This is a genomic window from Pseudomonas sp. NPDC088322 (assembly GCF_044740745.1).
Classification (GTDB): Bacteria; Pseudomonadota; Gammaproteobacteria; order Pseudomonadales; family Pseudomonadaceae; genus Aquipseudomonas; species Aquipseudomonas shirazensis.
The window spans coordinates 72159-84750 of record NZ_JBIURK010000007.1 but is presented as its reverse complement, the minus strand read 5'-3'; the positions used below and the strand labels follow the sequence as shown (position 1 = coordinate 84750).

Sequence of the window (12592 nt, the reverse complement as noted above, 5' to 3'; positions counted from 1 at the left end):
TTGCTTCAGGCGTCGGTGGCCAATGGGTGAGCGGCAAACCAGGCGCGCGCCTGCTCCGGGATCACCCCGATGCCATGAAAAGTGTTGACCCTGAGCCCTTGCTCTTCGCCGCGGTGGTGCAACGCGCGCGCGCAACGGTCAGTGAACAGTCGCCGCGCCAGCAGGCGGCTGAGGGCGACGCTGTGGCCGAACGGGGTGACCCAGTCGTTGATCCACATGCGCTCGCCGCTGCACCAGTCGGCTTCGTCCAGCTCGATCGGTGAGCGGGTCAGGTAGCGCTGTTCGGCGGCCTCGCTGAGGTTCAGCCAGGAGACGAAAAACACCGGGCGACCGCCCTCGCTGCCCAGCACGAACTGGCGGTGTTTGAGCGCCGGCAACAGCAGGCTGGCGAGGCTGTGCAACGGGGCGTCGCGGTGGGCCGTGGAGTGCATCCACAGCCAGGTCGCAGCGCCCAGCGCGGTGGCTTCGTTCCACGGTTCGTCGATCAGGCCTGGGGCGGTGATGTCGAAGGTGTCGATGCGCATGGCAGCCTCCTCAGAACGACAGCGCGACGGTAAACGCGCTGGTGAAGTTGGCGGTTTCGAAGCCATCGGGCTTTTTCAACGGCGTACCCCACGACCAGTCGTAGGAGAGGTTGCGATAACCGCCGCGCACACCGACCACGGCACCGGCCAGGCGTCGGCCGATCAGGTAGTCGGCGGAGTTGCCGCCGACTTCGCCGTAGTCGACCCCGGCGTACAGCTCCTGGCCGCTGCTGCCCAGGGCCAGGCCGAGTTCGTTGCTCAAGGTCCAGCCGCGGTCGGCCGAGAGGATGTTCTCGCCATCGAAACCACGCACCGAGTAGCGCGTGCCGATGCTGAAGCGGTCTTGCGGGACCAGTTCGGTGCGGTTCCACTGCGCGCGCCAGCCGCCGATGTAGCGCAGGCGCTGGCCATAGGCGTCGAACGGCACTTGCAGCTGGGCGTCGGCCTGGATGATTTTCGAGCGGGCGGTGCCGTCGCCGAAGGCTTCTTCCGGCGCCTCCAAGGCGCTGTGGGCGCCGGTGCCACGGCGGTAACTCAGGCCAAGGTCAAGGGTTGAAGCGCCGATGAACTCACGATGACCAATGCCCGCCTGCCAACCGGCCATGCGCCGATGTTGCTGGAGCAGTTCGGTGTCGTCGATGAAGTTTTCCGAAGAGCGCGTCCACAGGCTGCCCCACATCGTGGTCTTGCGCACCGCATCGCGGTACACCAGGCGCGACAGGCGCAGCTCGTTGTTGCGGCTTTCGCCGCGGTAGAGGAAGTCCTGGTTAACCCCGGCAACCGTCTGGTGGTAGTCGTACTCGCTGCTGGTGAACGCCAGTTGCCAGTACCCGAACGGCAGCGAGTAATGCAGGGTGTGCCCTTTCGAGCCTTTGTCGCCGGAGGTGCCGCCGCCCAGGTCGTGGTTGAAGCTGGCGTAGAACAGGTCATTGAGCGACAGCGGGTTGTCCAGCGACAGCGCCACGGCGCCCTGGTATTTGCCGGTGGTCTTGCTGCCGCTGTTGTCCACCGACAGGCTCAGGCGCGCCGGGAAGCGCTGGCGCCAGGCAATGATCACGTCGCTCTCGCCCGGCTTGGCGGTGCTGCTGGCAGCAGGCGCGATGCGGATATCGGCTTCGGCAGTGGGCACCCGCTTGAAGTTTTCCAGCGCTTGTTCGATGTCGCGCAGGTTGAGCAGATCGCCAGGCTTGGCCGGCATCGCGTTCCAGGCGTTGGCCCGCCCGCTGGTGCCCTCGGCAAAGCGCACCTGGCCGATGCGGCCGGGCAGCAGGGTCAGCACCAGGATGCCGCTGTTGAGGTCTTGCGCTTCGGCGAGGACACGGGTGGTGACGTAGCCCTTGGCGATGATCGCGTTCTGCATGCGCTTCATCGTCAGGTTGATGCCGGCACCGCCCAGGCACTGGCCCAGCGCTGGGTCGCCGCTGGGGTTGGCGGCCTGCAGCGCCCACTGGAACTGCTCGGCAGCCTCGCCGATCAGGCGGATATCGTTGATCTTGAAGCAGGGTTTTTCATCACGCGGCAGGCGTGCCTGGGCCTCGGCCACAGGTGCAGCTTCCAGGCGCACGTCGGGGCGGGTGTCGAGTTGCTCGCGCAGGATTCGCTCGCGCTCGCGTTGGCGCAATTCTTCATCGGCAACGGCTGCCGAAGCTGACTGGCTGACCACCAGACCTGCCAGCAGCAGGCATAGTGGAGGAACAAGCGAGGCGAATGAGCGGGCGACAGCAACAGTCACCGCGCCGCGTTGCGCGAGTGGAGGCATGACACGTCCTTGTGAACCGGAAACGGGTAAAGGCCTGGGACAGGGGGGATGTCCTGCAGGCCTGAAATCGAACGCTCTGACGTGTCATTCGCAGAAAAGTTGCGTGATGAAGTAGGAAAAATCAGCACAGCTGAGCGATTTGTGAAACAAATCGCACTCTGAGCGTCGGGTTTTGTCGCGCGGCCCTGTAGTTACTCTTTGCTGACCGTGGCTGATTCATCGGTCGAAGGCGCCTCGCTGGCGGCAGCCTCCTGGCCTGGCGCGGCGTCGACTCTGCGCAGCCGATTCAGCTCTGGCAGGCCGAGTTTCAACAACCGTGCAGTCTTGTTGCTGGCGACCTTTTCCAGGCCTTGATCTGCCGGCACCCGCGCCAGCTGCCCGGCCAGGCTCATGGCCAGAATCTCCCGCGAGTAGACCCCGCCACCCAGGGCATACACCGCCGCAATCAGCTCGCGCAGCGGCAGGGGCAAGCGCCAGCGGGTGCGCAGCGCCGAGCCGAATGGGGCGCCGAATTCGTTGAGCGACAGTTGCACCTGATCTTCATCCAGCTCACCGCCGGCCAGGCGCCACTCCTGCAGGCAACGCAGCACCGCTAGGTCGCCCAGACAATGCAGCAGGCCGGCGCAGTAGCAGCGACCTTCATCAACTTCAAGCATGCGCGCCAGGGTGCGGCCGTACTCTGCGGTGTGCAGCGACAAGTCCCAGTAGTGCGCGGCATGCCGGGCCAGCAGTGGGTCGCTCAGCCGCGCGCTGCGCTTGAGAGTCAGGCCGAGCACCAGGTTCATGCTCTGGGTGCTGCCGAGTTTGTTCAGCGCCTGCAGCAAAGTCTGCGCCGGGGCATCGCTATGCATCGCCGCGCTGTTGGCGGCGGCGATCAATACCGCGGTGATCTGCGGGTCGCTGCGCACCTCTTCTTCAAGCACGCGCAGGTCCAGCCCTTGCGGATTGAGCGCGCGCTTGATGGCTTGCTCGACGTCGGCCAAAAGCGGCCCACCGTCGGCACTGGCGCGGCGCTGCTCAAGATACGCCGGCAGCTTGGCTCCGGGGCTGAGCGGCGGCACCGGGCAGGCGATCTCCTCGCCGGCGCTGGTCAGCAGCACTTCGAGGCGCTTGCGCAGTTTGTCGATGTTGAGCGGTTTGCTCAGGTATTCGGTGGGTTGCAACGGCAGCACTTCGCGCACGCTGGCGCTGTCGCTGCGGTTGCTCAGCAAAATGAACGGCAGGCTCGGCGTCTGGCTTTTGCCACGCACTCTGCGCAGCAGGTCGAGGCCGTCAATGTCACCCACCAACTCACGGTCGGCGATGATCAAGTCAGGCTTGCTGGCCAGTGCCGCCAGTGCCTGGGCACCGTCGGCGCAGATCTGCAGGCGGGCGTCGCAGCGCACGCTTAGCAGGGTTTCGCGCAGCATGTCGCGTACCCATGGGTCGCCTTCGGCAATCAAAACGCAAGGCGCGGTGGGGTTTGCAACGCTCATGGGCTACTCCTGAGTAATCGTGTCACGCAATCCGTTGCAGCTTCCAAAACAGGTCCGTGAGGCTAACGATAGCGTCTAGCCCAGCGGATAGGCATTTTTTTTGGCCTTGGGCTGCTTGCGCAGTACCACTGTAGGAGCGGCCTTGTGTCGCGAAAGGCCAGCGTAGCTGGCCCGGCGATGTCCGCGGCGAAGCTGCAATCTGGGGCCGCTACGCAGCCCTTTCGCGACACAAGGCCGCTCCTACAGGGGGGCGTGTTGGCCTGGGGAGGGGCATAAAAAAACCCGCCTAGGCGGGTTTTTTTCTGACGCGGGTCACATTACGCGAGTTCAGCGAAGCACTCTTCGATGATCGCCAGGCCCTTGTCGAGCAGCGCGTCTTCGGCGGTCAGCGGCACCAGGATGCGCAGGACGTTGCCGTAAGTACCGCACGACAGCAGGATCAGGCCCTTGTCGCGCGCCTTGGCCACGACCTGGTTGACTGCTGCAGCGTTTGGCGTGTGCGAGCCAGCGGCGTCGAACACTTCAACTGCAATCATCGAACCCAGTGCACGCACATCACCGATGATCGGGTGCTTGGCCTGGATCTGGCGCAGGCCAGCGACCAGGTGCTCGCCAACAGCCTTGCTGCGGTCGAGCAGTTTTTCTTCTTCGAACACCTGGATCACGGCCAGGGCCGCGGCGCAGGCGATCGGCGAACCGGCGTAGGTGCCGCCCAGGCCGCCTGGAGCGATGGCGTCCATGTACTCGGCCTTGCCGCACACACCGGCCAGCGGGAAGCCGCCAGCGATGGATTTGGCGAAGGTGGTCAGGTCAGGCGCAACGCCCATCTGTTCCATGGCGAAGAAGGTGCCAGTACGGCCAGCGCCGGTCTGCACTTCGTCGGCGATCAGCAGGATGCCGTGCTGGTCGCACAGGGCGCGCAGGCGCTGCATGAACGGCTTGGTCACCGGGATGAAACCACCTTCGCCCTGAACTGGCTCGATGATGATTGCAGCGATGTCTTTAGGCTCGGCGTCGTTCTTGAAGATGCGCTCGATGGAAGCGATCGAGTCGTCGATGCTCACGCCGTGCAGCTCGTTCGGGAAGATAGCGCGGAAGATGCCGCCTGGCATCAGGCCCATGCCGGCCGAGTACGGTACGACTTTACCGGTCAGACCCAGGGTCATCATGGTACGGCCGTGGTAGCCGCCGGTGAAGGCGATAACGCCAGCACGGCCAGTGGCAGCGCGGGCGATCTTGACGGCGTTTTCAACCGCTTCGGAGCCGGTGGTGACCAGCAGGGTCTTCTTGTCGAAGTCGCCTGGGACCAGCTCGTTGATTTTTTCGCACAGCTCGACGTAAGGCTCGTAGGCCAGCACCTGGAAGCAGGTGTGGCTGACCTTGGTCAGCTGATGCTGAACAGCGGCAACCACTTTCGGGTGCAGGTGGCCGGTGTTGAGTACGGCGATGCCGCCGGCGAAGTCGATCAGTTCGCGGCCTTCAACGTCGATCACGGTAGCGTTCTTCGCGGTGTCGACGAAGATCGGGTGGATCTGGCCAACGCCACGTGGGACGGCGGCGACACGACGTTGCATCAAGGATTCGTTGGTCTTGCTCATAGTGCCCTCAATTGCGCCGACTGATAGCGGCGCTTGGGGGTGGCTGGGTCTGTTCGCGATCAGTATTCGTTGATCGACTGGCGCGAGCGCCCGGGCCACCAGGTCCTGCAATATAAAAAGACCAGCGAGACGTCGCTCTCGCGCCCCGCTGGCAGAGGTAAAAACCTTGCTACTGGATCAGACGCTGATGCACAGGTACTTGATTTCGAGGTAGTCCTCGATGCCGTACTTGGAACCTTCGCGGCCCAGGCCCGAAGCCTTGATGCCGCCGAATGGCGCAACTTCGTTGGAGATCAAGCCGGTGTTGATGCCGACCATGCCGTATTCCAGCGCTTCGGCAACACGGAACACACGGCTCATGTCGCGGGCGTAGAAGTACGAGGCCAGGCCGAATTCGGTGTCGTTGGACATCGCGATGACTTCGGCTTCGTCTTTGAAGCGGAACAGCGGCGCCAGTGGGCCGAAGGTCTCTTCCTTGGCTACGGCCGCAGTTTTCGGCACGTCGACGAGGATGGTCGGTTCGAAGAAGTTGCCTTCGATCAGCTTGCCGCCGGAAAGGATCTTGGCGCCTTTGCTGACCGCGTCCTGGATGTGCTCCTGGACCTTGGCTACAGCCTTGCCGTCGATCAGCGGGCCGGTGGTGGTGCCGTCTTCCAGGCCGTTACCGATCTTGAGCTTGGCCACAGCGGCCTTGAGCTTCTCGGCGAACGCGTCGTAGACACCGTCCTGCACGTAGATACGGTTGGCGCAGACGCAGGTCTGGCCGTTGTTGCGGTACTTGGAGATGATCGCGCCTTCGACTGCCTTGTCCAGGTCAGCGTCGTCGAACACGATGAACGGAGCGTTGCCACCCAGCTCCAGCGAGACTTTTTTGATGTCCTTGGCGCATTCCTGCATCAGCTGACGGCCGATTTCGGTCGAGCCGGTGAAGGACAGCTTGCGCACGATCGAGTTGCCGGTCAGCTCGGTGCCGATGTCGCCGGCGCTGCCGGTGACAACGCTGAACACGCCAGCCGGGATGCCGGCGCGGGTGGCCAGCTCGGCCAGGGCCAGAGCGGAATACGGGGTCTGCGAAGCAGGCTTGAGCACCATGGTGCAGCCAGCGGCCAGGGCCGGGCCGGCTTTACGGGTGATCATTGCGGCCGGGAAGTTCCACGGGGTGATGGCCGCGGTAACGCCGATTGGCTGCTTGATGACGATCAGGCGCTTGTCTGGCTGATGGCCCGGGATGGTGTCGCCATAGACGCGCTTGGCTTCTTCGGCGAACCACTCGATGAACGAGGCGGCGTAGGCGATTTCGCCCTTGGCTTCAGCCAGCGGCTTGCCTTGCTCGGTGGTCATCAGGCGAGCCAGGTCGTCCTGGTTTTCGATCATCAGCTCGAACCAGCGACGCAGCTTGTTCGAACGCTCTTTGGCAGTCAGGGCACGCCAGGCCGGCAGGGCCTTGTCGGCAGCTTCGATGGCGCGGCGGGTTTCAGCGGCGCCCATCTTTGGCACGGTGCCGATGACTTCACCGGTAGCCGGGTTGGTCACCTGGATGGTCTGGCCGTTGTCCGCATCCAGCCATTCACCGTTGACGAAGGCTTGCTGGCGGAACAACTGAGCGTCTTTGAGCTGCATGTCGGCTTCCCTTGAGCACCGTGAGCGCACGGAGCGAATTATTGATTGTTGAACACGCACCCCAACACGGAAAACGGCCGTTACGGGGCTTGAGCGTTTGAAATCTCAAACGAATCGTAAGGGTCTGTTGGGTCTTGGACAATAGGCTGTTCGAAAAAAAGAACGAGTGGTTGAACACCTCGTCCGATTTTCGCCAGCGTTGCGTGGCCCGCGCAGGGCCCGACAACAGTAGCCCCGCTTGTCGTGAAAGGCCAGCGACGCTGGCGCGGCGGATATTTGGGGAATGGCGCAGTCTTGATGTAGGAGCGGCCTTGTGTCGCGAAAGGCCCGCAAAGCGGGCCCGGCGATGTCAGCGGCGAAGCTGATAATGTGGGGGCCGCTGCGCAGCCCTTCGCGGGTGAACCCGCTCCCACAGGTACGTGTACGCTTTTAGAATGCCTTGTCGAGTTCGATGACCAGCGCGCGGTAGCCGACGCTGCCCGGTTGGCGGCTATTCACTTTCAGCTCGACCAGCACCTCTTGCGTGCCGCGGCGCACTTCGTTGAGGGTGGTGGTGGTGAGTTTGTCCTTGGTGAGGAAGCCGACCGAGGCCGAATAGATGAACTGGGTGTCGGTTTCCGGGCGGTAGGCGACCACCGAGGTGACCGGGCTGTACCACTCGTCTCCGCGCTCCTTGCCGTATTCCCAGACCTGCTCGACAGTGCCTTTGGCTTCATCTATACGGTATTCGACGGCGCGGCTGTAGTTGCCGCTGAGCTTGGTCGCGGCAAAGTCGCGGCCCCAGCCGTTATCGAAGACGGTCAGCGTGCCTTTGCCGGTGAGCCAGGCGGTGTGCTGGGTCCACGACCAGTCGAAGCCTTCGCTGGCGATCGGCGTCAGCACCTTGTCGCGCAGGCGCTGCGGCCAGCCCTGCGGTGAGGCCAGAATCCACTTCACCTGCTTGTCGCGACCGATCTTAACCACGCCTTGGTGGCGTGCTGAAATGATAATGCTGTCGTCATCTGCGTCGTAGTCGATGGCATTGACGTGGGCCCAGTTGCGCCCGGTGCCGACTCCGGGGATGTCGCCGAACGGCAGGTCGCCCTCGGCCAGTTCATTGGCCAGGTTGCTGTCCTGCCGAGCCACGCCGGCGGGTAATTGCACGGCGGCCTTGCCGAGGGTTTCCAGCAGGTCGCCGCGATACGGGTCGAGGATCTGGTTGAGGTCCCAGAACTCCAGCACATCGCCGGCTTCGTTGACCTCGATGATGTGGTCGCGCACCGAGCGCACGCGCTTGCCGTCAGGGCGGCGATAGTCGCTGGTGCCGACCCGCAGCAGGTAGGTGCCATGGGGTGTTTCGCGAATCTCGTGAGAGAAGTCGGCGAACTTGTCCGGCAGGTTGCGCTGCCACACCTGGCGGCCGAGCAGGTCGAACTTGGAGTAGGTCTGGCCCTGGCCCCAGATCAGTTTGCCGTCGCGGGTCTGCTGGAAGCCCATGGTCCCGCCGAGGCCATCGCGGCGGTTAGAGTCGTGGATCTGTTCGATGTCCAGATACCAGCGCACGTCGCCATTGCTGTCGGCGATCCAGTTGTTGCCGACCTGGTCCCACTCGGCAGCGCCGCCCAGGGCATTCCACTTCAGGGCACGGCCACCGGGGATATCGCCGAGCAGGTGGTTGAACAGGTAGAGGCGCTGCTCGAAGCCCGGCGCGACCTTGACCGGTACTACTTCAGGCAGGGCGGCGGTCTGCTTGGCCACCACCGGCAGGCGCACGGCCGGGGCGTAGATCTGGTACTGCTCGCGGATGCGCTCGCCATCGAGCTTGTAACTGACCTCGACCTGGTTGACGTGGTCCGGGTACAGGCCAAACACCGGGATGCCGCCGTAGGTCCACAGCGAGCGGTCGCTGACGTCGTAGCTGATATCCACCCCGCGCTGGCCACGGCCGCGCACGCGCACATGGGCGGCGCTGATCGCGCGGCCGCCATCGCGGATGATCGCGGTCAGCGGCGCCAGCCGGTACGGGTTGACCACAACGTCGCCGAGCAGCGCTTCGTCACGGTCGGGGACCTTGGCAGTCAGGCAAGCGCCTTCGGGCAGGTCGAGGGTTTCGGTCTTGGCATTCATGGCAAAGCTCCTTGTACTTAGAAGTCGTAACGGGCGGTGGCACCGAAGGTGCGTGGGGTGCCGAGCACGCCGGCATAACCGCCGTTGGCGGAGTTCCACAGGCTGGTGAAGTAGGTTTTGTCGCCGGCGTTTTTCACCCACAGCGACAGGTCGACGACGCCGTCACCTTGGTCCAGGCGCACACCGGTAGAGAGGTTGACCAGCGCGTAGCTGGGGATCTGGCCGAAGTCGGAGTCATCGATGGTGCCCACCGCCCGCGAGCGGAAGGCGTAGCTGGCGGTGACGTAGGGCTCGATGCGATCCGTCAGCTGCCATTTGTACTGGCCGTTGAAGTTGGCGATGTACTTGGAGGCGCCGACCACTTGATGGCCAGACAAGTCGCAGGTGGCGGTGGCATTGGCCAGGCTCACTTCCGGCGGGCATGGCGCGTCCTTGTAGTCGGTGTAGCGCACGTCGTTCCACGAGCCGTTGAAATTCAGGGTCAGGCCCTGGATCGGCAGCGCCGTGGCTTCGAACTCGACCCCGCGCGAACGCACGCTGCCGGCGTTGGCCAGGTACTGCACGCGGTTGACCTGGTCGTAGACGTTGGCCTGGTAGCCATGCACCTGGGCCCAGAACAGGTTGCTGTTGAGCTGCAGGCGGTTGTCGAACAGGGTGGTCTTGAGCCCGACTTCGGCGTTGTTGACCCGCTCGGTACCGACCAGCAACGAGTCGGTGCCCAGCCTTGGCGCGGCGCCGACGGTAAGGTTGACCCCGCCGGATTTCTCGCCGTGGGTGAGGCTGGCGTAGCCGAGCACGGCATCGCTGAAGCGGTAGCTCAGGCTGAGCAGCCCGGTCGGGCTGAAGCTGTACTGGTTGAGGTCGCCCGAGTCGTAGGCGCCGACCCGGCCATTGCGCGCCGCAGCGGCCGCACCGGTAACCGCCGCGCCACCGCTGGGCGCAGCGCGGTCGACCCAGGCGCTTTTCTCTTCATAGGTGCCGCGTACGCCGGCGGTGAAGTCGAGGCGGTCGGTCAGGTGCCAGGTGCCCTGGGCGAACAGCGCGTAGCTGTCGGTATCGATGTGGCCGTTGCCGATCGTGGTGACGTTGGCCAGCGCGCCCGCCGGGGTGGCGTTCCAGATGTCCGCCTGCGGGCCGTAATAGTTGAACGATTTGTTGTCCAGGTCCTGCTTGAAGTAGTAGGCACCGAGCACGTAATCGAAGAAGCCGCCGGTCGGCGAGGCCAGGCGAATTTCCTGCGAGTACTGCTTGTCGCGCACCGACACGCCGGCGTTGTAGCTGGCCGCCACGTTGAGGCCGTCGTCGTTGCGCGGGGTGAAGTCCCACCAGCGGTAGGCGCTGATCGAGGTGAGGGTGAAGTCGTTGGGCAGGGTCCAGTTGGCCTCGACCGAGGTGCCGCCCTGGAACACCGTTACCTGCTGATCGGAGTCGAAGTTGACCTTGCGGTCCTTGCCCGACACCAGCGTCGCACCGGCCTGGTTGGCCAGGCTTTCATAGCGGTTGACCCCATTGATGGTCGGGCCGGTGCTGTACAGGCTGAGGATGCCGTTGTTGGAGTCCTCTTCGTTGTACTCACCGATCCAGCGCAGGTTGAACGCCTCGTTGGGCTTGAACAGCAACTGGGTACGAAAGCCCTGACGCTTGCCGCCATTGAGGTCGTCGCCGTTGTAGACGTTCTTCACATAGCCGTCGTCTTCGGTGCGGTAAGCGCTGATGCGCCCGGCCAGGGTGTCGCTGAGCGGGCCGGAGTAGCTGGCCTGGGTCTGCCAGTAGCCATCTTCGGCCAGCGAGGTCTGCACGCTGCCCTCTGTATGGAAGGTAGGTTTGCGCGTGGTGATGTTGAGCACGCCAGCGGTGGTGTTCTTGCCGAACAAGGTACCTTGCGGGCCGCGCAGCACTTCCAGTTGCTCGACGTCGAGCAGGTCGAATACGGCCATGCCCGGGCGGCCGAGGTAGACGTTGTCCAGATAGATGCCGACGCTGCCTTCGAGGCCATCGCTGGCCGGGTTGTTGCCCAGGCCTCGGATGGAAATGCTCGACTGGCGTGCATGCACGTAGGAGACGTTGGTACTCGGTACCAGCTGTTGCAGATCCTGCACGCGGTAGATGCGCTGGGTTTCGAGGGTTTCGCTGCTGAGCACACTGATCGGGGTCGGCACGCTTTGCGCGGTTTCTTCGCGGCGGCGGGCGTTGACCGTGACCGTACCGAGTTGGGCACCCGCCTCCACCGCGGGCGTGGCGCTGACGGGTTGGTCAGCAAAACTGCTGTTGGCCGCCGCAAGCAACACCCCGGCGGCAAGCGGCTGCAGGGCAAACAGTGTGGCCCGGGCGGGCCAGCGGGAAAGTCGAGACATACGGGTGCTCCTAGAGGCGTGGGCCTTGGCGAGCATTTCCGTTGGCGGAACCGAATCGCGGTCTGGCAGACTTATATTCTTATTGGATCTATAAATATGTTTAATTCATATTTTGTGGAATAAGTAACACCCTTTATAAGGTTCACAACCCTTCCTGCCAATTGCATTTCACCGAAAGTTTCCATGTAGAAAATGCATATAGATCTGCGCCAACTGCGCCACTTCATCGCCCTGGTCGAGCACCGCAGCTTCGTTGCTGCGGCCGTTGCCGTGAGCCTGTCGCAATCGGCCTTCAGCCGGAGCATTCAGACCCTCGAGCACAACGTCGGCTGTCGCCTGATCGACCGCGCCAGCAGGGAGCTGGCACCGACCCGGCAGGGTTTGCTGGTGCTGGAGCACGCGCGTCGGCTGGTGCATGGCGCGCATAACCTGGCCAACGAGATCAACCAGTTCAACGGCGCGACGACCGGCCTGGTGCGCTTCGGCTCGGGGCCGGCGCCGGCCGGCGGGTTGGTACCGCGGGCGGTGGCGCGGTTCGTTGCCGAATACCCGGCGGCGCGCACCTGTTTTCAGGTGGATAACTGGCAGGCGCTGAACCGCCGGTTGATGGCCGAAGAGATCGAGTTCTTTGTCGCCGACACGCGTCAGTTCGAAGCCGACCCGGACTACCGCGTGCACAAGCTGACGCCGCAGCGCTGGCACTTCTGCTGCCGCGCCGGGCATCCGCTCACGGCTAAAGCCGAGGTGCGCGCACGGGACCTGTTCGACTATCCGCTGGCGACCACCTTCCGCCCGCCGAACATCCGCAAGATCCTCAGCGACCTCAGTGGCCGGCAAGATTTTTTGCCCAGCGTCGAGTGTGAGCATGGTTACGCGCTGCTCAATGTGGTCGCGCACTCGGACACCATCGGCATCGCCTGCAGCGCCAATCTGCGGCCGTATCAGGGGGAAGGTGGGCTGGTGGCGCTGGAGCTGGTTGACCTCAGCCAGGAGCAGGAAGATGAGTGCTATACACGGTATGGCGTGGTTAGCCGAGTGGGGTATGGTTTGTCGCCGTTGGCGCAGGGGTTGGTCAGGCAGTTGCTTGCCTGTGATAGCGAGACTTGAGTGTTTCAGGTCGATCTTGGGGCCGTTTCACGGCCTTCGCGGGTGAACC

8 protein-coding genes are annotated in these 12592 nt (G+C 63.9%); 1 reads left to right on the top strand and 7 read right to left on the bottom strand.

Annotated features, from left to right (window positions below; genetic code table 11):
- Positions 1–5: 5 nt before the first annotated feature.
- The 7 genes from ACIOAU_RS18790 to ACIOAU_RS18760 form a co-directional block, all read right to left on the bottom strand.
- Positions 6–524 (bottom strand): toxin-activating lysine-acyltransferase, encoded by a 519-nt coding sequence (locus ACIOAU_RS18790; protein ID WP_101322589.1) that lies wholly within the window; start codon positions 522–524, stop codon positions 6–8.
- A gap of 10 nt (positions 525–534) precedes the next feature.
- Positions 535–2283, bottom strand: coding sequence for a ShlB/FhaC/HecB family hemolysin secretion/activation protein (locus ACIOAU_RS18785; protein WP_259076653.1), 1749 nt, complete (start codon positions 2281–2283; stop codon positions 535–537).
- Positions 2284–2474: 191 nt separating this feature from the next.
- Complete coding sequence (locus tag ACIOAU_RS18780; protein WP_188036854.1) at positions 2475–3758, bottom strand: response regulator; 1284 nt, start codon at positions 3756–3758, stop codon at positions 2475–2477.
- 317 nt (positions 3759–4075) lie between these two features.
- On the bottom strand, positions 4076–5356 hold the full coding sequence (gene gabT, locus ACIOAU_RS18775) for a 4-aminobutyrate--2-oxoglutarate transaminase (protein WP_101322592.1): 1281 nt from the start codon (positions 5354–5356) through the stop codon (positions 4076–4078).
- A gap of 177 nt (positions 5357–5533) precedes the next feature.
- Positions 5534–6976 (bottom strand): NADP-dependent succinate-semialdehyde dehydrogenase, encoded by a 1443-nt coding sequence (gene gabD / locus ACIOAU_RS18770; RefSeq protein WP_101322593.1) that lies wholly within the window; start codon positions 6974–6976, stop codon positions 5534–5536.
- A 429-nt stretch (positions 6977–7405) separates the two neighbouring features.
- Complete coding sequence (locus tag ACIOAU_RS18765; protein WP_401183875.1) at positions 7406–9082, bottom strand: aryl-sulfate sulfotransferase; 1677 nt, start codon at positions 9080–9082, stop codon at positions 7406–7408.
- A 17-nt stretch (positions 9083–9099) separates the two neighbouring features.
- Positions 9100–11436, bottom strand: coding sequence for a TonB-dependent receptor (locus ACIOAU_RS18760; protein WP_188036857.1), 2337 nt, complete (start codon positions 11434–11436; stop codon positions 9100–9102).
- A gap of 192 nt (positions 11437–11628) precedes the next feature.
- On the opposite strand from ACIOAU_RS18760, the gene ACIOAU_RS18755 reads away from it, so the two are divergent.
- Positions 11629–12543: a LysR family transcriptional regulator gene (locus ACIOAU_RS18755; protein ID WP_401183872.1), complete on the top strand. Its 915-nt coding sequence runs from the start codon at positions 11629–11631 to the stop codon at positions 12541–12543.
- The last annotated feature ends 49 nt before the right edge of the window (positions 12544–12592 follow it).

What these genes read in the sequence shown, in the direction of transcription:
- gabT (WP_101322592.1), bottom strand. Translation starts at nt 5,356, where the DNA reads ATGAGCAAGACCAACGAATCCTTGATGCAACGTCGTGTCGCCGCCGTC.
- ACIOAU_RS18780 (WP_188036854.1), bottom strand. Translation starts at nt 3,758, where the DNA reads ATGAGCGTTGCAAACCCCACCGCGCCTTGCGTTTTGATTGCCGAAGGC.
- ACIOAU_RS18755 (WP_401183872.1), top strand. Translation starts at nt 11,629, where the DNA reads ATGCATATAGATCTGCGCCAACTGCGCCACTTCATCGCCCTGGTCGAG.
- ACIOAU_RS18765 (WP_401183875.1), bottom strand. Translation starts at nt 9,082, where the DNA reads ATGAATGCCAAGACCGAAACCCTCGACCTGCCCGAAGGCGCTTGCCTG.
- ACIOAU_RS18790 (WP_101322589.1), bottom strand. Translation starts at nt 524, where the DNA reads ATGCGCATCGACACCTTCGACATCACCGCCCCAGGCCTGATCGACGAA.
- ACIOAU_RS18785 (WP_259076653.1), bottom strand. Translation starts at nt 2,283, where the DNA reads ATGCCTCCACTCGCGCAACGCGGCGCGGTGACTGTTGCTGTCGCCCGC.
- ACIOAU_RS18760 (WP_188036857.1), bottom strand. Translation starts at nt 11,436, where the DNA reads ATGTCTCGACTTTCCCGCTGGCCCGCCCGGGCCACACTGTTTGCCCTG.
- gabD (WP_101322593.1), bottom strand. Translation starts at nt 6,976, where the DNA reads ATGCAGCTCAAAGACGCTCAGTTGTTCCGCCAGCAAGCCTTCGTCAAC.